Source organism: Streptomyces sp. NPDC059080 (genome assembly GCF_042739975.1).
Taxonomy (GTDB): domain Bacteria; phylum Actinomycetota; class Actinomycetes; order Streptomycetales; family Streptomycetaceae; genus Streptomyces; species Streptomyces benahoarensis.
The window spans coordinates 39,397-57,221 of sequence record NZ_JBHYGX010000037.1 but is presented as its reverse complement, the minus strand read 5'-3'; the positions used below and the strand labels follow the sequence as shown (position 1 = coordinate 57,221).

Here is a 17,825-nt window from a genome sequence, read left to right as displayed (position 1 = left end):
GGGTGTTGTGGGGGGGGGGGTGGGGGGTGCTGTGGGCCGCGGGGGTTCCCGGCGGGGGGGGGGGTGGGGGGTGCGGGCCCCCCCCCCCCCACGCGGTGCTCACGGGCGGCGGGCCGCCCGGCGGCGGGTCGTCAGCCGGCGGGTCGTCAGTCGGCGGGTCGTCAGTCGGCGGGGACGGCGACCGGGGAGGCGTTCGACGCCTTGTAGGCGCGGAGGAACGGCTGGAAGGTCGAGGGCGATTCCCCTTCGATGTACAGCACGCGTTCGTTGCCGTCCCACTTCATCGACATGTTCGGCCCGGACGGCAGATCGTGCTTCTCGTCGTAGAGCGTGCCGATGACCTCCGCCTTGCCGTCCCGCAGCCCCAGCGACATCAGTTCGGGATCCTGCGTGCCGAGGTGCGAGGGCGTGCCGTGGGAGGCGCCGACCGCGATGACGTCCTCCCCGTCGAGGGTCACGGCCGCCGTACCGGACCGCTTCCACAGGAGCTTGCCGGTCTTCAGGTCGACGGCAGCCATCCCGGCGCCGTTGCCGTACGTCGTGACCAGCACCCAGGAGTCCTCGTCGACCATGGTCGTCCGGGGCTTGAGGTCCAGGTTGTCGAGGTCGCCGGTCAGCTCGATGGTCTTCTCCGGCTTCGGCCTGCTCTCCGTGTCGTACGTCCGCAGGACCCGCTTCTCGTTCACGCCGCCCGCGCTCATCAGGATGACCAGCGGGGTGTCGGAGAGGATGCGGTCGATCTCCAGCTTCTCGTGGGGGACGGTCAGGTTGAAGCTCTCCAGCTCGTGGTTCTGGATGGTCAGCTCCCGGCGCGGCTTGCCCTTCGAGCAGTCGCTGACGCGTGCCAGGTACTCGGCGCTCATCCCGAACGACGCGGTGCAGTGGCCGGCAGGCCACTTCAGGCTCCACCTGCCGGCGCCGCCGGAGATGGCGTAGCCGGAGTAGGTGTCGCCGATGGCCACCACGACCTCGCGGGAACTGATGCCGACGAGCGGCCGGTCCTCCGCCTGACGGCCCTTGAGGTTCCGCACCCAGAGGGTGTGGCCGGTGTGGGTGTCGAAGACGGAGAGGTACGAGCAGTCGCCGCCGCCCGAGTCGAAGACCGCGACGCCGACGCCGTCACTGTTCGGCTCCGCGGGCAGCGCGCAGACCGCGCCGGCGCCCTTCGGGGTCTCCAGCTCCCATTCCTTCTTGCCGGTCTGGTCGTTGTAGGCGCGCACCCCGTCCTTGTCGCCGTAGACGAGGGCGCCGTCGGTCATCCACATCGACCGCATGCCGAGTTCGTCCTTGGGCGGGTTGTCGCTCTTCTTCAGACCGGCGTTCCACAGCTGCCCCATGGCGAGCGGCGGCTTCTGCTCCGCCCCGTCGTCGGAACCGCCCGCGAGCAGGAAGTAGCCCCCGACGCCGAGGGCCAGCACGACGACGAGCACGAGCGCGAGGATCGCCGCCAGCGGCACCCCACGCCGCGGCCCGCCCGGCGGCACCGGCCCACCCGGCATCCCGCCGGGTCCCTGCCCGAATGCCGCCCCACCCTGCGGCATCTGCCCGAAGCCCGGCGGCGGGTAGGCCGCACCGCCCGGGCCGACCGTCGGTCCACCGGGCGGCGGGTACGGGCCCGGGGCTCCGGGGTGCTGGGGGTATGCGCCGGGGACGGCCTGCGGGTGCGGGGCGCCCTGGGGCGCGCCGTACGGGCCGGGCACTCCGGGCTGGGGGCCGGGCGCTCCGGGATGCGGAGCGGGCTGGCCGGGCGCGGCCTGCGGTGCGCCGTACGGTCCCGGGTGGCTCTGGGGAGCCGGAGGCTGCTGCGCGCCGTACGGGCCCGGCGGCGGCACCGGCGGGGCGCCGGGCGTGGGCTGCCCGGGGGGCTTGGCGACGGAGAGCTGCATGGTTCCGGCGGGAGGAGCAGGTGGCTGCTGGTCCGGGGCCTGCGGCGGACCCGCGGGGGGCTGCTGGACGGCGGCCAGCTTCATGGTCCCGGCGGGACGCGCGGGGGCGGGCTGGCCCGGGGCCTGCGGCTGCGGCTGGGGCTGGGGCTGGGGCTGGGGCTGGCCCTGAGCCTGCGGCTGGTCCGGGGCCTGGGCCGGGGCCTGCGGCTGGGGCTGGGGCTGGTCCGGGGGCGGTTGGGCTGACCCGGGCTGGGGGGTTGTGGGGGTGGCGCCCGGTATGGGAGCGGGGGCGGGCGTGCCCGGGGTGGTGCCAGGTGCGGGCGTGCCCGGAACAGCGCCCGGGGCGGCGCCCGGGGCGGGCGTGGCGCCCGGGGCGGCGCCCTGCCCCTGCCCCTGATCCGGTTCGGTGGGCCGGCCGGGCCCGGAGCCCGGTGGCTCTCCCTGCGGATGAGCCGCGTTCCCTTGGTCCTGCGTCATTCCGGCCGACCCCCTGTTGTCTTCGCGTGGCGGCCACGCATCGTATGCAGCCCACTGCATAGCGCGCCAACCGCCCCCTGGGCGGGGTCGTACCCCGGGAGGAGAGGGACTTCAGGCGCTCCAGTCGCTCCAGGCGCTCCAGGTCATGCCCACGCCCCGCCGTTCCCTCCCCCCGGCCCGTAGAATCTCCGGACTGTGTCCGAGAACCCCCGCACCCCCGAGTCCGGCAGCCAGGAAATCAGCGTCCCGGAAGGCGCCGCCCCGTCCCCGGCGGACGGCATCCCGGCCGACGGCACTGCGAGCCACGGCAACGCGATCGACGGCGCCCCGGAGTCCGGCGACGCCGGGGCGACCGGCGCGTCACGGATCCGCCGTGACGGCCCGATGTTCCCCGACGGGAGCGGGCCCGCCGCCGACCCGGCCGGTGATCACCACGAGCGCCGGATCCGTTCCTTCCAGCCCCGCCGCAGCCGCGTTTCGCCGAGTCAGGCCGCCGCGCTGCGCCGCCTGTGGCCGGTGTGGGGGCGGGACATCGACGGGCTCTCCCGTATCGACCTCGACACGTTCTTCGACGGCCGCCCGGTCGTCCTGGAGATCGGCTTCGGCATGGGCGAGGCCACCGCGCAGATGGCCGCGGCCGACCCGGACACCGGCATCCTCGCCTGCGACGTCCACACCCCGGGCCAGGGAAACCTCCTCGCCCTCGCCGAACGGAACGGCCTGACCAACATCCGGGTGGCGAACGGCGACGCGATCATCCTGCTGCGCGAGATGCTCGCCCCCGGCTCCCTGGCCGGCCTGCGCGTCTTCTTCCCCGACCCCTGGCCGAAGAAGCGCCACCACAAGCGCCGCCTCATCCAGCCGGACTTCATCAGCCTGGCCACCACCCGCCTCGCCCCGGGCGCCCTCGTCCACTGCGCCACCGACTGGGAGCCCTACGCCGAGCAGATGCTCGCCGTCCTCACCGCCGAGCCCACCCTCCACAACCTCTACCCGGACTACGCCCCCCGCCCGGCCTTCCGCCCCCTCACCAAGTTCGAGGGCCAGGGCCTGGACAAGGGGCATGTGGTGCATGACTTGATGTTCCGGCGGGGCGAGTAGAGGGAGGGGAGGCGCCCGTCATGGTGTGGCTGCTGAGGTGGCGGCGCGGCAGCTTTCTCTCGCCTTCGCCCCTCAGTTTTCGCGATCGATGGGCGCACTAAATCGGTCGTCCCAACGCCGCCGGTGTTGGCGCACGTACTCAACCTTTATGTCATGCTCCCGAACCTTCTTCAGCTTCCGTTTCATCTCCCGGGTCAACCCGTTGAGTACGTCAAGATGATCGGACAGCTGAAGCGCACCGCGGTCAAACAATGCATGACAGTTGGCACACAGACAGAGAGCATTTTCCAGCACATCTGGGCCGTTATGCGGCTTACCCAGCGCCTGAATATGCGCGGCTTCGCTATATGCCTCGCCTCCGGGGGAGACCTGTAGGCGACTCTCACACATCTGGCACGTGTTGTCGTACATTTTCTTCACGGCACGAACCACCTTGGGGTCTCGTACCAGAAGCTCGTACTCCACGGCGCGGCGCACCTGCTCCTCAATGGGGGTGCCCTCGCCCTGCGGAAGCACAATCGGCTTTGGCGTGGGAACCTCGCCGGGCGCCAACTTCACGAGCTTGAATTGACAGACGCGAAAGCCCTCTTTCCCGACGGTCATCCAGTGATCGGCCACCCGAAACAAGCCGCAATACTCATACCCGCCCGTTGTCTTGCGCCGCTTCTTACCCTTGATTTTCAGGCCGCGAATGACACGGACCGCGTCGCCGCGCGCCTCGCTGAGTAGCAATCCGGCGTTGCCTGAGCTTTCCATGCTCTGGTCCGCGTAGAGGCGCCCGGTGCCCCTATCTCGACACCCTTCTCCGGTATAGATGATCTCTTCTTCGCCGTAGACATCGTCTACGTATCCACCGGAGAGGGCAATAGAATCCACATCTTGCGAATTGGTTCCCGTTATTCCTTTACCAGAGGTACGATGCACCCCCGCTCGATGTAATTCCTGATGCCCTTTGAATCACTGCCCCTCGACTACCCCATCAGGGGTGCCAAAACAAACGGGTGCCGACTTTGCATTCGCCATGGGTTGATCTTGTCAACCCGCCAGAGAAATGGCACGCGTCTACGAACGATGTGCGCAGAGCCACAGTTTCTCGCCCACTACGGCACAACCTCCGTAACGCTCAACTGCTTTGCGGCTTCTGGCAAGCAGCGCTCTCCCGGACGCCGTAGCTCGCCGGGCAGCGCCTCCATGCCTGACGGGATGGGCGTAAAGTCCAGCAGCGAGACGTTTATTCAACCCGTGAACGAGAGGCATGAGTGATGGCAGGAATTCCGACAGCAGCAGTGGCCGCGACCGGCCTCGTGGGTGGTTACGCCGTGGCTCGGTGGACGAAGAAGCGTCCCCTGGGTGGGGTGGCGTTGGCCGCTGCCGGGGCGGTGGCGGCCAAGGGGTGGCAGGAGAAGGCCGGCGGGAAGGCCGCGGCGGCACTGGGCGGGGCGTATGTGGCGGCGTTCGCCGGGTCGCATCCGCTGGCGAAGAAGATCGGGGCGTGGCCGTCGGTGTTCACGGTGGCCGGTGGCATGGCGCTGGCGTCATGGGCGGTGGCGGACCGGCGCGGGTGACCCGGCCGGGGCGGGACCGGGACGGACACTGCTGGTAAAAGGACGGTCGGCTGGTAAAAGGACGGTCGGCAGGCCCGAGGCCGAGACCAGGCCGAGCCACCGAGCCGAGCCAACAGGCCGAGGCCGAGCCACCGAGCAAGCCACCGGACCGAGACCGGGCCAAGCCACCGAGCCGAGCCACCAGACCGAGACCGGGCCGAGCCATCACGCCGACCCCGCGCCCGGCATCCCGCCCCCACCCCACGCCCTCCGCACCTCGCCACCCGGAAACGGCGTCCGTTTACTCACCCCGAGCAACCGCCGGTGGAACTCATCCAGCACCACCGCATGCGGAGCATGCCGATCGATGAGCGCGGCGATCTCAGGCGGAACGCCATCGGGCCGACGACCCGCAATCCAAGCCTTCAGGAAGGCTCCCTGATCGATGCCGCCGCGCACCGCTTCCGGCAGGTGGTGGCGGAGCAGATGCCCCGGCGCGTACGAGCGGTCGTACACCAGGTGGTCCGCGAGGAAGGCGGTCTCCTCGGCGGAGAGGTCGAAGTCGCGGCTGAGGGCGAGGCCGAAGTCCGTGAAGTAGACCCGGTGGCCGTCGGTGAGCAGGTTGGCGAAGTGGGTGTCGAAGTGGACCAGCCCGTGGGCGCTCATGAACTCGGTGCCGCGCAGCAGCTCGTTCTCCGCCCAGCGGTAGGGCGCGCTGCCGCCGGGCTCCGCCCAGGCGCCGTTCCGGAGGTCGGCGAGCCGGTCCGCGAGCGTCCGGGGCACGTGCTCCAGGAAGAGCACCAGGCTGAAGGAGGAGCTGCCGATCGCCTCCAGCCGACGGCGTACCGCGGAGGAACCCTCCCAGTGGGCGACGGCCCCCTCGACGCCGCCGAACGCGTCGGCGAAGTCGCCCGGGGGCCGGTCCGGCAGGATGCGCCAGTGGTACAGCAGCGGGAAGCCCGCGTACGCGTTCCGCAGGACCCAGGCGGTGGTCATGAGGTGCGCAGCCAGTTCCCGCCAGGCGCCGAACCCCGCTGAGCCCACCCCGTACTGGTAGTAGAGGGGAAGGCCGAAGAAGTTGGCGGTCGAGCGGACGTGCTCCGGCCGCAGTTCGAGGTCGGTCAGCGGGACCCGTTTGACGAAGACCCGCCGCCCCTCGACCTCCATCTCCGCCCGCCGGCCGCCGATGCCCGAACCGCGCGCCGGAGCGGCGGCCACCGCGTCGCCGAGCCCGCGGTCGCTCAGCAGCGAGAGCCGCGCGCCCACGTCCGCGTACGCCGACAGACGCGCGGCGGGAAGCGGCTCGGTCTCCGCCGCGGGCCTCATACCTGATACGTGGGCCTCATCCATGGACGACTCCGCTTCCCGGCACATACGGCCTCCCGGCCCCGTACCCCGGCGTCTACCCATGCACCGGGCAGGCACCGGGCAGGCCCTCCCTGGACGCCCGACACCCAAGGCCGGCCCACCCGTTCACGCCGCCTTGTGTTGCCTTACGTCGCCTTGTGTTGCCTTACATAGCGTTGTGTTGCCTTACATCGCCTTACACCGCCTTGTGTCGCTTTACCCCGCCCTGCGTCGCCTACGCCGAAGCCTCATCCAGCGACGTCAGCTCCTCGGCGCTGAGCCGGAGGTCCTGTACGGCCAGGAGCGCGGGGAGTTGGGCGGTGGTGCGGGCGCTGGCGATCGGGGCGGTGACCGTGGGGCGGGCAGCGAGCCAGGCAAGGGCGACGGTGGCCACCTCCGCACCATGGGCGGCGGCGACGGCGTCGAGGGCGGTGAGGACGCGGACGCCGCGCTCGGTGGCGAGGTACGCGGACGCCTGCCGGACCGGGCGCTGTCGACGTCCGTACCGGGGCGGTACTTGCCCGTCAGAAAGCCGGAGGCGAGCGCGTAATACGGGACGGCGCCCAGACCGTGGCGGGCGGCAACATCGGCCAGCTCGCCCTCGTAGGTGTCGCGGGAGACCAGGTTGTACTGCGGCTGGACGGCGACGTAACGGGCGAGGCCCTCGCGCTCGGAGAAGGTCAGGGCCTCCTCCAGGCGCCGCGCCGAGATGTTGGAGGCGGCGATCTCGCGGACCTTTCCGGCCCGGACGAGGTCGTCGAGGACGGTCAGGAACTCGCCGACCTCGACGGATTCGTCGTCGTAGTGGGTGTAGTAGAGGTCGATGTGGTCGGTGCGCAGGCGGCGCAGCGAACCGTCCACGGCCTTCTTGATCGTGTCGGCGGAGAGGCCCTTGAGGTCGGGGTGGGCGCCGGCCTTGGTGGCGATGACGACGTCGTCGCGGTTGCCGCGGGCGGCGAGCCAGTCGCCGATGACGGTCTCGGACTCGCCGCCCTTGTTACCCGGCACCCAGGCCGAGTAGACGTCGGCGGTGTCGATGAAGTTGCCGCCGCCGGCGACGTACGCGTCGAGCACGGCGAACGACTCGGCCTCGTCGGCGGTCCAGCCGAAGACGTTGCCGCCGAGGCAGAGCGGGGAGACGGAGAGCGAACCGAGCGGCCTACGTGTGGTGGTCATGCGTGGGTTCAACACGCGGCGAGGCCGGGGTATTCCGGGGCGCGGCATCCGCGTGCCCGCCCGAAGAGCCGCCTCAACTGCCCGCCCCGGGCGCAGCGCTCGCACGCGCCGCCCGGGGCCACGACCGGCGCGCGCCGCCACCGCGCACGCCCCGGCCACGCATCCGGCCCGCCCGGGGTCCGGCCCGGCGCGCGGCACCACCGCGCACGCCCCGGGCCGCCCCTCGCGCTCCCCGTCCTCAGATGTTCAGGCCCCGCCCGCGCAGCCACGGCATCGGGTCGATGGGGTCGCCACCACCGGGGCGGACCTCCAGGTGGAGGTGGGGGCCCGTGACGTTTCCGGTGGCGCCGACGCGGCCGATGACCTCGCCGGTGGCGACCTTGCCGCCGGTCTTCACCATCGACGAGAGGTGGCAGAACCACAGCTCCGTACCGTCGTCGAGGGTGAGGACGATGCGGTAGCCGTACGCACCGGCCCAGCCCGCCTGGGTGATGGTCCCGGAGTGCACGGCCTTGACCGGCGTGCCCGTAGGAGCGGCGAAGTCCTGGCCGGTGTGGTCGGCGGCCCAGCGGTCGCCCGCCTGGCCGAAGCTCGCGGTGAGGGTGTACGAGGTGACCGGCAGCAGATAGCTCTTGGCCAGCTCGGCCAGGCGCGCGGCCTCCGCCTTCGCGCGGGCCTCGGCCTCGTGCTTCGCCCGGGCGGCGGCCTCCTTGCGCGCCGCCTCGGCCCGTTCCGCCTTCGCATCGGCGACCGCCGCCTTGTGGTCCGTCGCCGCGGTCTTCTCCGCCTGGACGAGGGCGGTGTGTTCGGCGGCGTCCCGGGCGTCGCGCTCGGCGGCCGCCTGCTGGGTGTCGGCCTGCTGGAGGATGCGGCTGCGCAGCGCCTCTCCGGCGCCGGCCCCCTGGCCGTCCTCGGTGGTGATCCCGGCGGACGACAGCGGCGCCGCGGCGGTGGCCGTCCCGGACGCGTCGCCCGCGTCATCGGAGGAGCCGAGCAACGACCCGATGCCGGGCAGTGATTCGGCGTCCGGCAGCGCTCCCGTGACGTCGGCGGCGAGGGAGCCGAGGTCCGGCATGGAGATCGGGACCGGCGGCTTCTCCTCGGCGGTCGCCATGCCGCCGGCGCCGACCGCCGCGATCACGCCGACGCCGAGGACCGTGCCGCCCCGGGCCAGACCGCCCCGCTGCTTGGCGACGCGGTGGCGGCCACGGACGGACCGCACGGACTCCTCGGTCGGGTTCCACCCACTGGGCCCGTCGTCCGCCGCACCGTACGGACCAGGGCCCTCCGGGGCGAACGCGCCCGGGGCGAACGGGTCCGGGGCGAAGGTGGCCGTATCGGTAAGGGACCCGGAGAGATCCTGGGGGAGGTGAGGGGCGGACGGGGCCTCGGGGGCAAGCCTGTTGGACGCCACGGGGGCGCACTCCTTTCCTTCCTTCGCGCCTACCGGGTTAGCTGACGGGTTCGGAGCAGGAAGGTCTCCTACGGGCGGCCTCTGGCCGAGGCGTCCGATTCACCCCATGGTGGTGGTTCCCCGGTTCCCTCAGCGCCGCTCGGGCCATCCGAGGCAAATTCAGGACACGTCACGGCAGTTCACGAAATATCGGTGTACCGGCGCGCAAGGAGGCGCCGTATACGGAAGTGACCACCGGTGTGCCTGAGTGCCCGGCATACCTGAAGAGCGCGTACGGGATTCGGCGTGGGGGCACGGTGCCGCCTCTGCGACGGCTGGGACGACCGCGCTCCGTTATCGGACAGTAATAGAGATCGCCGTCGATTTCCAAGCGATCCCGCGAATCCGCTCCATCCGACTACGGTCTTTGGCCAAGACTTTTCGGGGCAACGTCCGATAAAAACGGGCGACTTGATTGCCCTTCACGAAACGGCCTCCGCGTGATTGTGCATCAGTTGTTATGCGGAGGGGTGCATACCCTTCACGCTCCGTGAGGGCAGTAGCGTCTGATCATGGTCGTCGACTTCGTCAACAACGCACGGGCCCTGGCAGCGCGCTACCAGGACTTCTCCTGGTGGGAGGCGCGGGGCCGGTGTGCGGCCCACGAGGAGCTGGCGGCGCGGATCGGGCAGGACCCGGAGCTGTGCGAACTCCTCGCCGCCTCCCTCCCGCTGGGCAACAAGCAGCAGCCCAACCTCCTGCTGGCGGCCGTCCGCCACCTCGACGGCCCGCACGCCGAGCAGGGCCCGCGCGGCGAGCTGGCGTACAGCCGCTGGCGCGAGTGGACGATCCGGCACTGGCACGAGGTCCGCGCGGTCGTCATGAGCCGCTCCACCCAGACCGACGAACCGGCCCGCTGCGCCGCCCTGCTGCCCCTCCTGGCCCGTCTCCGCGGCCCGTTGGCCCTCCTGGAGGTGGGCACCTCGGCCGGTCTCTGCCTCCACCCGGAGCGCTACCGGTACGCGTACGAGCCGGACGCCGCCCCGGGGACGCCCGAATCGGTCGCGCCCCCGGAGGCGCCCACCCTCGGGGCCCCGGACAGCCCGGTCACCTTCCGGTGCCGCGTCGGGCGGGAGGCCCTGGTGGCCGAGGAGGACGCGGCACCGCCCGCGCGGCTGCCGGAGATCGTGTGGCGCGGCGGCATCGATCTCGCCCCGCTCGACCCGGTGGGCGACCCCGAGGCGCTGCGCTGGCTGCGGTCCCTGGTGTGGCCGGGCACCCCGGAGCGCGCCGAGCGTCTGACGGCCGCCGTGGACGCGGTACGGACGGCGCCGCGGCCCGAGATCGTCCGCGGCGACCTGGTCGAGGAGCTGCCCGCGCTGGCGGCACGGATCCCGGAAGACGCCACGCTCGTCGTCTTTCACACCGCCGTGCTGCCCTATCTGCCGCCCGCGCACCGGGAACGGTTCGCCGCCCAGGTAAGCACGCTGCTCGCCGCGCGGCCGGGCGGCGGCCACTGGATCTCCCAGGAGCACCACTCCGTCACCCCGTGGCGGCCCGCCCCGACCGCCGACCGCCTCACCCCGGCCGGCCAGGAGCGGCTGCTGACCCTCGCGCTCGACGACCGCCCGGTGGCCCTGACGGGAGCACACGGCCAGAGCATCCACTGGGTGGCGTAGGGGGCGCCCCGGGGCCGCACCGGCGCGCGGGGCCCGGCCGCACGCCCCGCGCGTCGGCGCGGCCCCGCACGCCCCGCGATGCCCCGCCCGCGCCAGCCGCCCCACCGCGCACCGCGCACCGCGCACCGCGCACCGACCGGGCCTACTCCTCCAACGGCCGCTGCACCGCCAGCAACGCCATGTCGTCCGCGCCCGCCCCGCCGGTGTGCCGGGTGACCTCGGCGACCAGCGTGTCCAGCAGCCGGTCCGGCCCGGGGAAGACCCGGCCGCGCAGCCGGGCCACCGGGTCGTAGAACTCGCCCGTCCGGTTGCGCGCCTCCGTCAGCCCATCCGTGAACAGCAACAGGACCGCACCGGCGGGGAAGAACACCTCGTCCGCCCGGTCCGGCCACCCGGCCACCTCGCTCATCCCCAGCGGCAGCGCGTGCACCGCGGGCACCACCGTCCGCAGCCCGCCGTCCGGGGCGAGCAGCAGCGGCGGCGGATGCCCCCGGTTCAGGACCCGCAGCGCGGCCCGCTCCCCGGACGGGATCTCCGCGAGCACGGCCGTGGTGAACCCCTCGTACTGGTCCACCCCCTCGCGCCGCCGCCCCTCCCGCTGAAGCGCCCGCTCCAGCCGGCCGGCCACCGCCTCCAGCGTCGCCTCCTGCTCCGCCGCCTCCCGGAACGCCCCGATGACGATCACCGCCGCCTCCACCGCCTCCAGCCCCTTCCCCCGGACGTCTCCGACGATCAGCCGTACGCCGTGCGGGGTCTCCTGCACCGCGTAGAGATCCCCGCCGATCCGCGCGTCGGCCTGCGCCCCCACGTAACGGGCGGCGACCGCCAGCCCCCCGATCCGCTCCGGCGGCGTCGGCAGCACGGCCCGCTGGGCGGCCTCGGAGACATCGCGTACGGAGGCGAGCCGGGCGTCGGAGAGCCGTACGACGCGGTTGATGCCGAGGGCGAGGACGGCGACGACGAAGACGGTGAAGACCTCGGTGACGGAGAGGCTGGTGTCCGGGACATCGGTGAAGAGCGCCGCGCCCAGTTCGCCGAGCAGCGCCGCGAGCGCAGTGAGCGCCGTGTTCCGCAGCGAGTACAGGGGCGCGGCGACCAGCGGCGCCGCCGAGAAGAACGGCGAGGCGGTGAAGCGGGCGGGGGCGACGAGCTCGAAGACGATGCCGCCGATGATCAGCAGGGCGGGCAGCCAGCGCGCCAGCCGGCGGCCGAGGGGCGACATCTGCGCCCGCCGCGCCCGCCGCTCCCGGTCCGCCGTGCGGAACCGCCCGCCTCGCGCCATCCGCACCGGCCTCTTCCCACGCCTCGCCCGTCCACGGGCCGCCACCACACCCGCCCGCTCCTCGGCCTCCCAAGGCTTTCCGCCCCGCCCCCGGTGCGCGAGCCGACAGGGGCCGGACGGGTCACCCACGGGCGGACGGAACGTCTGACGGCCCGACGGCTCGCACACGGCACCGGAAACACGAAGCGCCCCGGCCGATAACCCCGGCCGGGGCGCTGAACCGCAGGTCAGCAGAGCATCCCTGCGATGAATCCGGTGGGCCATCAGGGGCTCGAACCCTGAACCAATGGATTAAAAGTCCACTGCTCTGCCAATTGAGCTAATGGCCCGCTCCGAGCAGCATAGCCCGACACCCTCCCGCGCCCCGAAGGCATTGCCGCCCGGGGCGCTCCGCGGCGGTGCCGGGCGGGCGCATTCGTGGCGGGTTCGGGGCCTCAACGCGCAGGGCCCGTACGGCACTTGAGTGCGGTACGGGCCCTGCGGCCGGAGCGGCGGCGCCGGTTCACGGCGTCGTGGTGTCCGGAGTCAGCTGTGGTCAGCCGTTGCGCTTCCAGCGCGGCTTGTCGTCGCGGCGGCCGAAGGAACCGGCGGCACCCGCACCCGAGCCACGGTGGTCGTCACGGCGGCCGTAGGGACGGTCGCTGCCACCGGGGCGGTAGCCACCGGACGGGCGGCCACCGGAACGGTCGTCACGGTTGAACGGACGGTCGCCGCCACCGGAACGGTAGCCGCCGGAGGACGGACGGCTGCCGGAGCGGTCGTCACGGTTGAACGGACGGCTGGGACGCTCACCGCGGTCGCGGCCGAAGCCGGAACCGGAGCCGGAACCGGAGCCGGAACCGGAGCCGGAGCGGTCGTCACGACGGTCGAACGAGCGGCCACCGGAACGGTCGTCGCGGCGGTCGTCACGACGGTCGAAAGAACGGCCACCCGACCGGTCGTCACGACGGTCATCACGACGCTCGAAAGAACGGCCACCCGACCGGTCATCACGACGGTCATCACGACGCTCGAAAGAACGGCCACCCGACCGGTCATCGCGACGGTCGCGGCGCTCGTAGTTCCCGCGCTCGTCACGCTGTGCGGGGCGGCGCTCCTCGGGGGCGTCGGCCTGGGCCGGGACCTCGACGGCCGCGGCCTCCACGGTCGCGGCGACGGCGGCGAGCGCCTCGGCCGGGTCCTCGCCGCGCTCACGGGCGGCGCGGGCGGTCAGCCGGTCCGCGTCCTCGCGCAGCTCGTTGGCGCGACGCTGCACGCGCTCCAGCTCCCGGGTCAGCTCCTGGACCTCGCGCTCGGCCTGCTTGGCGGAGTTCGCGGCCGACTCGGCCTGGACCTCGGTGAGCGACCGCGCGCCGGTGATCCGGGCGACATCCTCGTCGAAGGCGCCCGCACCGCCGACGATGTGGCGCGAGGCGTCCACGCCCGCGTCCTCCATCAGGCGGAAGATCTGCCGGCGCTGGTGCGGCAGGGACAGCGAGACGACGGTGCCGGAGCGGCCCGCACGGGCCGTACGGCCGGAACGGTGCAGGTAGTCCTTGTGGTCACCGGCCGGGTCGACGTTGAGGACCAGGTCGATGCCGTCGACGTGGATACCGCGCGCGGCGACATCGGTGGCGACCAGGCAGTTGACGTAGCCGTCCTTGAAGTCGGCCAGGGTGCGGGTCCGCGCGCCCTGCGTCATACCGCCGTGCAGCGCGTCGGACTTCACCCCGGCGTCCCGCAGCTGCTCGGCGACGCGGTCGGCGCCGAGCTGGGTACGGACGAAGATGATGGTGCGGCCCTTACGGGCGGCGATGGCGGCGGTGACCGGCGCCTTGTCCTTCGGCTTCACGACGAGGACGTGGTGGGTCATGGTCGTGACGTTGCCCTGGGCGCTGTCGACCTCGTGGCTGACCGGCTCGTTCAGGTAGCGCTTGACCAGCGTGCCGATCTCGTTCTCCATCGTGGCGGAGAAGAGCATCCGCTGGCCGCCGGTCGGCACCAGGTCCAGCAGCTCGGTGACCTCGGGCAGGAAGCCCAGGTCGGCCATCTGGTCGGCCTCGTCGAGGACGGCGACCTCGACCTCGTCCAGCGAGCAGGCTCCGCGGTTGATGATGTCGCGCAGGCGGCCCGGGGTGGCGACGAGGACGTCGACGCCGCGCTCCAGGGCGTAGATCTGGTTGCCCATGGACGTACCGCCGCAGACGACCTTGAGCTTCAGGCCGAGGACGTCGCCATAGGGCTGCAGCGCGTCGCTGACCTGCATGGCCAGCTCGCGGGTGGGGGTGAGGATGACGCCGCGGGGGCGCTTCTTCTCGGTGCGGCCGCCGGACAGGCGGGTCAGCAGCGGCAGACCGAAGGAGAGGGTCTTGCCGGAGCCGGTACGGCCGCGGCCGAGGATGTCGCGCCCGGCGATGGCGTCCGGGATGGTCGCCGCCTGGATCGGGAACGGCGTGGTGACGCCGTTCTGCGCCAGCTTGCGGACGATCTTCTCGTCGAGACCGAGGTCCGCGAAGGTGATCTGCGGCTCCTCGTCGGCGGCAGCCTCCTCGACGGCCTCGACGGCCTCGGGGGCCTGCTCGGCGGCCTCGGGGGCCTGCTCGGCGGCCTCGGGGGCCTGCTCGGCGGCCTCGACGGGAAGCCCCGTCACGGCCTGCTCGGCGTCTGCGGGCAGGACGGACTGTTCAGTGGAAATGGACATGCGAAATGCGAAACCTTCCGGAGTCTCGGCACGCGCCCAAACTCCGTGTATTTCACAGAGACCGCCTCAATGCGGTCAGCCACGGCAAGGGAGAGAACGCGCCACGCGGCGCGCTTCTTTTCTGGCGCCGGGCAAATGGGATCAAACGATCTGCCACCATACGCACCTCCACCCCGGTAAGGCAAATGGCCGCCCCCCGGTACAGCGCCGGGCCCCTGCCGGGCGTCAGCCCAGCACGCTCGGCAGCGGCCCCGGCGCCTGCGGCGTGGGCCCGGACGCCCCGGCGGTCGGCGTCCCGACGTCACCGGACGGCGGTACGGGGCTTCCCGGAGTCGCCGGAGGCGTCGGCCCGGCGGGCGAGGCGGGCCCGGAGGCCGGACCCGACGGCGACGGCCGCGGGCCCGCCGGGGAGTCCGGCCCGCGCTCCGGACTCCCGGCGGTACGGGACGGCGCGGGCGGCGCGGTGGCGCCCGGCCCCGGCGCGCGTCCGGCCCCGGGCGCCGCGGTACGGCCCATGCTCTGCTCCCCCGTCCCTGGAGTGGCCGCGGGCGGCCCCATGCGGTGCGGTCCCGAGCCGCTGCCGTCGGCCGTGAGCCCGCCCGGTGCGAGCGGCGCCCGGTCGTCCGTACCGCCGCGCGGGGCCGTACCGCCCACCGGCCGCGGCGCATGGCCGGGGCCGGTCACGCTCACGCACCCGGCGAGCGAGGCGGTCAGCGACGCGGCGACGGCCACCGCGGCCACGGCCCGGCGCACGGGCCCACCGTCCTTACGGGGGGCGGGCGTTGGCACGGCGCGGGACGCTCCGGAAGACGGCGGGACGGCGCCCGCCGGAAGCACGGGAGTCGCGGGGTTCGGTCGCACGGGCGGACCTCCGTGTCCGGGGCGCGGACGGCGGCAGGCGTCGGCGCGGCCGGCTGGAAGAGCGGGGGACGCCCTGCCCAACTCCCGCGCCCCGCCCGAGGACACGCGCCGGACCGCCCCGATCCCGGGCACGCCCACGCGACCGCCCCGGCCGGAGCCCACCACCCGCCACGAGCCCACCACCCGCCACGAGGGCACCGTCACTCACGCGCGGTCACTCACGCGCGCCGCGCGCACGGCTCGGCCGACGCGCCGGTCCGACGAATAAGCCCCCGCACCCCTCACCCGTACCCGGCCTCACCCGTACCCGAGCGCGTGCAGCCGCTCGTCGTCGATGCCGAAGTGGTGGGCGATCTCGTGGACCACCGTCACCTCGGTCTCGGCGACGACGTCCTCCCGGGTGTCGCACATCCGCAGCGTCGGCCCCCGGTAGACGGTGATCCGGTCGGGCAGCACGCCCGCGTACCACTCACCGCGCTCGGTGAGCGGCGTCCCCTCGTAGAGCCCGAGCAGACCGGGATCGTCGGACGGCGGCTCGTCCTCGACGAAGACCGCCACGTTGTCCATCAGCCGGGTCAGCTCCGGCGGGATCCGGTCGAGCGCCTCGGCGACCAGTTCCTCGAACTCCTCGCGCGTCATTTCCAGCACGGGGCCATTGTCCGCCCCCACCGCCGTATCGCGCCGCCCCCGGCACGCCCCGGGCCCGCCCTGTGGGAGGCCGCCCGGCGCCCCGCCACAGGTCGTCGCGGCGACGCCAGGTCAACCGTTTTGGCGAACGGTCCCCCCATCCCATATGCTTCTCACGTCCCCGAAGGCGCCGGTAACGACGCCGAGGCGGGCCATCAGCCCTCATCGTCTAGTGGCCCAGGACGCCGCCCTTTCAAGGCGGTAGCACGGGTTCGAATCCCGTTGGGGGCACGCAATACCGTGTGCAAGAATGACTCACGTCGTTCCGCACAATGCAAGGTCCTGTGGAGCAGCTTGGAGTGCTCGCCACCCTGTCAAGGTGGAGGCCGCGGGTTCAAATCCCGTCAGGACCGCTGCGGCTGGGTAGCTCAGTTGGTACGAGCGATCGCCTGAAAAGCGATAGGTCGCCGGTTCGACCCCGGCCCCAGCCACACCCATTGGGAGAAGGCCCCGATCCTCGGATCGGGGCCTTCTTCGTGTGCGGCCCCCGCCCGGTGGGGCGCCCGCCAGGTGGGGCGCCCGCCACCGCTCACTCCGTCGCGTGCGCCGGGGGCTTCTCCGTCTCCCGGCCGCCCGGGTAACGGTGGCGCCACACCCAGAAGACCGTGCTGGACACCACCGCCCAGCCTGCCAGCACCAGATACGGGAAGAGGTGCTGGGAGCCGGCGAAGTAGACGGCGGTGTGCTGGGCGTTGACCGACGCGCCCGGGGGCAGCCACCGGCCGATGTGGCCGAGCACCGACGGCAGCAGCGGCCAGGAGACCGCGCCGCCCGAGGACGGGTTGCCGAGCAGCACCATCACGCCCCAGGTGGGGATCATCGCCCAACGGCCCATCAAGGTGTTGAACATCGTGAAGACCATGCCGGTCGTGAACATCGTGAACGCCAGGATCAGCCAGGAGTGCACGAACGGCAGACGGATCGCGCCCAGCCACCAGTCGACGACCGCGGCGATGACGAAGCCGCCGAGCAGCGCGTACGCGGCGGTGAAGGCGATCCGTTCGGCCGGGTTGAGGGCGCGGGCGTGCACGCTGAGCTGGATCGCGCCGACGAAGCCGACGATCACCGCGGCGAGCGAGATGTAGAAGAGCGCCAGACCCCGCGGGTCGCCCTTCTGGAGCGGCTTGATGTCCTGGACGCGGACCGGCACCCCGACCGCCTCGCCGACCCGCGGCCCCGTCGTGGCCAGCAGCTCCGCCACCGACGCGCCCGCGGCGCCCGCCACGTCCAGCTCCACGCCCGGCCCCCGCGGCCGTACGATCGCGAACTCCCGCTGCTCCTCGACCGCCTTCCTGGCCTGCGCATACGTCGGGTACGCGGTGAGCCGCAGCGAGGCGTTCAGCGCCTTCTCCATGCCGTCGGCGAAGATCTTCTCGCGCGTCGGCCCGCCGCCCGGAGCGGTCTCCTGCCCGACGATCGCCGTCGGCACATGGCGCGGCGTCGGGTTGGCCATGGTGTACGTGTACGAACCGGCGAAGAGCCCGGCGGCCGCCGCGAGGATGACGAGGAGGACGCAGGCGGGAAGGAACGGTGACGCCTTGAAGGCGTGCCAGCGCTGCGCGCCGGTCGGGGGTCTGCCGTGGGCGCCGCGCTGATCAGCCATGCGAACACGCTAAAGCACCGAATGCGGACATACCTCCGCGGGTGGGGGTGCCGGAGCGCGGGCGGCGGGCGGGCCCTCCACCCGTACGAACCGCCGCGCCCGCCCCGCC

Annotated in this window: 13 protein-coding genes, 4 tRNA genes, 2 pseudogenes and 1 riboswitch; of the genes and pseudogenes, 7 read left to right on the top strand and 12 right to left on the bottom strand. The window is 72.8% G+C overall.

Features of this window, described 5'->3' with window-relative positions; all coding sequences use genetic code 11:
* Positions 1-161: 161 nt before the first annotated feature.
* Positions 162-1,499, bottom strand: coding sequence for a PQQ-binding-like beta-propeller repeat protein (locus ACFWWQ_RS23935; protein ID WP_384599620.1), 1,338 nt, complete (start codon positions 1,497-1,499; stop codon positions 162-164).
* 129 nt (positions 1,500-1,628) lie between these two features.
* Here ACFWWQ_RS23935 and ACFWWQ_RS23930 point away from each other — a divergent pair, with 129 nt between their 5' ends.
* Positions 1,629-2,129: a hypothetical protein gene (locus ACFWWQ_RS23930; RefSeq protein ID WP_384599617.1), complete on the top strand. Its 501-nt coding sequence runs from the start codon at positions 1,629-1,631 to the stop codon at positions 2,127-2,129.
* Between the two features lie 429 nt (positions 2,130-2,558).
* Entirely contained in the window at positions 2,559-3,464 is a 906-nt protein-coding gene (gene trmB, locus ACFWWQ_RS23925) for a tRNA (guanosine(46)-N7)-methyltransferase TrmB (protein WP_384599614.1), read from the top strand.
* Between the two features lie 72 nt (positions 3,465-3,536).
* Here the strand turns inward: trmB and ACFWWQ_RS23920 are convergent, their stop codons facing one another.
* The gene (locus ACFWWQ_RS23920; protein ID WP_384599632.1) at positions 3,537-3,854 is read right to left on the bottom strand and encodes an HNH endonuclease; all 318 of its coding nucleotides are present in this window, start codon (positions 3,852-3,854) and stop codon (positions 3,537-3,539) included.
* Positions 3,855-4,025: 171 nt separating this feature from the next.
* Positions 4,026-4,409 (bottom strand): annotated as a pseudogene (locus tag ACFWWQ_RS23915) (YDG/SRA domain-containing protein); the annotation flags it as partial.
* Positions 4,410-4,726: 317 nt separating this feature from the next.
* Here ACFWWQ_RS23915 and ACFWWQ_RS23910 point away from each other — a divergent pair.
* Entirely contained in the window at positions 4,727-5,029 is a 303-nt protein-coding gene (locus ACFWWQ_RS23910) for a hypothetical protein (RefSeq protein WP_384599611.1), read from the top strand.
* Between the two features lie 204 nt (positions 5,030-5,233).
* Here the strand turns inward: ACFWWQ_RS23910 and ACFWWQ_RS23905 are convergent, their stop codons facing one another.
* The 3 genes and pseudogenes from ACFWWQ_RS23905 to ACFWWQ_RS23895 all read right to left on the bottom strand — a co-directional run bounded on the left by ACFWWQ_RS23905 (position 5,234) and on the right by ACFWWQ_RS23895 (position 8,945).
* A complete protein-coding gene (locus ACFWWQ_RS23905) occupies positions 5,234-6,334 on the bottom strand; it encodes a protein kinase family protein (protein WP_384599608.1) in 1,101 nt (366 codons plus the stop codon).
* A 256-nt stretch (positions 6,335-6,590) separates the two neighbouring features.
* Positions 6,591-7,531: pseudogene (locus tag ACFWWQ_RS23900) on the bottom strand (aldo/keto reductase).
* Positions 7,532-7,769: 238 nt separating this feature from the next.
* Positions 7,770-8,945: a M23 family metallopeptidase gene (locus ACFWWQ_RS23895; RefSeq protein ID WP_384599605.1), complete on the bottom strand. Its 1,176-nt coding sequence runs from the start codon at positions 8,943-8,945 to the stop codon at positions 7,770-7,772.
* A gap of 12 nt (positions 8,946-8,957) precedes the next feature.
* Positions 8,958-9,111, bottom strand: a riboswitch (cyclic di-AMP (ydaO/yuaA leader).
* Positions 9,112-9,496: 385 nt separating this feature from the next.
* Between ACFWWQ_RS23895 and ACFWWQ_RS23890 the strand changes: the two genes are divergently transcribed.
* Positions 9,497-10,603, top strand: coding sequence for a DUF2332 family protein (locus tag ACFWWQ_RS23890; RefSeq protein ID WP_384599601.1), 1,107 nt, complete (start codon positions 9,497-9,499; stop codon positions 10,601-10,603).
* A gap of 142 nt (positions 10,604-10,745) precedes the next feature.
* On the opposite strand, the gene ACFWWQ_RS23885 is transcribed toward ACFWWQ_RS23890, so the two are convergent.
* The 5 genes from ACFWWQ_RS23885 to ACFWWQ_RS23865 all read right to left on the bottom strand — a co-directional run bounded on the left by ACFWWQ_RS23885 (position 10,746) and on the right by ACFWWQ_RS23865 (position 16,074).
* Positions 10,746-11,885 (bottom strand): PP2C family protein-serine/threonine phosphatase, encoded by a 1,140-nt coding sequence (locus ACFWWQ_RS23885; RefSeq protein ID WP_384599629.1) that lies wholly within the window; start codon positions 11,883-11,885, stop codon positions 10,746-10,748.
* Positions 11,886-12,141: 256 nt separating this feature from the next.
* Positions 12,142-12,214 (bottom strand) — tRNA-Lys (locus ACFWWQ_RS23880).
* Between the two features lie 206 nt (positions 12,215-12,420).
* Complete coding sequence (locus ACFWWQ_RS23875) at positions 12,421-14,565, bottom strand: DEAD/DEAH box helicase (RefSeq protein ID WP_384599598.1); 2,145 nt, start codon at positions 14,563-14,565, stop codon at positions 12,421-12,423.
* Positions 14,566-14,790: 225 nt separating this feature from the next.
* Positions 14,791-15,318: a hypothetical protein gene (locus ACFWWQ_RS23870; protein WP_384599594.1), complete on the bottom strand. Its 528-nt coding sequence runs from the start codon at positions 15,316-15,318 to the stop codon at positions 14,791-14,793.
* Between the two features lie 405 nt (positions 15,319-15,723).
* Complete coding sequence (locus tag ACFWWQ_RS23865; protein WP_384599591.1) at positions 15,724-16,074, bottom strand: metallopeptidase family protein; 351 nt, start codon at positions 16,072-16,074, stop codon at positions 15,724-15,726.
* A gap of 197 nt (positions 16,075-16,271) precedes the next feature.
* Between ACFWWQ_RS23865 and ACFWWQ_RS23860 the strand changes: the two genes are divergently transcribed.
* The 3 genes from ACFWWQ_RS23860 (at position 16,272) to ACFWWQ_RS23850 (ending at position 16,544) form a co-directional block, all read left to right on the top strand.
* Positions 16,272-16,344: transfer RNA gene (locus tag ACFWWQ_RS23860), tRNA-Glu, on the top strand.
* 47 nt (positions 16,345-16,391) lie between these two features.
* Positions 16,392-16,466, top strand: a tRNA-Asp gene (locus ACFWWQ_RS23855).
* A 4-nt stretch (positions 16,467-16,470) separates the two neighbouring features.
* A tRNA-Phe gene (locus tag ACFWWQ_RS23850) sits at positions 16,471-16,544 on the top strand.
* Between the two features lie 98 nt (positions 16,545-16,642).
* On the opposite strand, the gene ACFWWQ_RS23845 is transcribed toward ACFWWQ_RS23850, so the two are convergent.
* Positions 16,643-17,716, bottom strand: coding sequence for an ABC transporter permease (locus ACFWWQ_RS23845; RefSeq protein ID WP_384599588.1), 1,074 nt, complete (start codon positions 17,714-17,716; stop codon positions 16,643-16,645).
* Between the last annotated feature and the right edge of the window lie 109 nt (positions 17,717-17,825).

Coding starts and splice junctions, on each gene's coding strand:
- ACFWWQ_RS23875 (WP_384599598.1), bottom strand. CDS start 14,565: ATGTCCATTTCCACTGAACAGTCCGTCCTGCCCGCAGACGCCGAGCAG.
- ACFWWQ_RS23905 (WP_384599608.1), bottom strand. CDS start 6,334: ATGAGGCCCGCGGCGGAGACCGAGCCGCTTCCCGCCGCGCGTCTGTCG.
- ACFWWQ_RS23910 (WP_384599611.1), top strand. CDS start 4,727: ATGGCAGGAATTCCGACAGCAGCAGTGGCCGCGACCGGCCTCGTGGGT.
- ACFWWQ_RS23845 (WP_384599588.1), bottom strand. CDS start 17,716: ATGGCTGATCAGCGCGGCGCCCACGGCAGACCCCCGACCGGCGCGCAG.
- ACFWWQ_RS23935 (WP_384599620.1), bottom strand. CDS start 1,499: ATGCCGGGTGGGCCGGTGCCGCCGGGCGGGCCGCGGCGTGGGGTGCCG.
- ACFWWQ_RS23885 (WP_384599629.1), bottom strand. CDS start 11,885: ATGGCGCGAGGCGGGCGGTTCCGCACGGCGGACCGGGAGCGGCGGGCG.
- ACFWWQ_RS23890 (WP_384599601.1), top strand. CDS start 9,497: ATGGTCGTCGACTTCGTCAACAACGCACGGGCCCTGGCAGCGCGCTAC.
- ACFWWQ_RS23920 (WP_384599632.1), bottom strand. CDS start 3,854: ATGTGTGAGAGTCGCCTACAGGTCTCCCCCGGAGGCGAGGCATATAGC.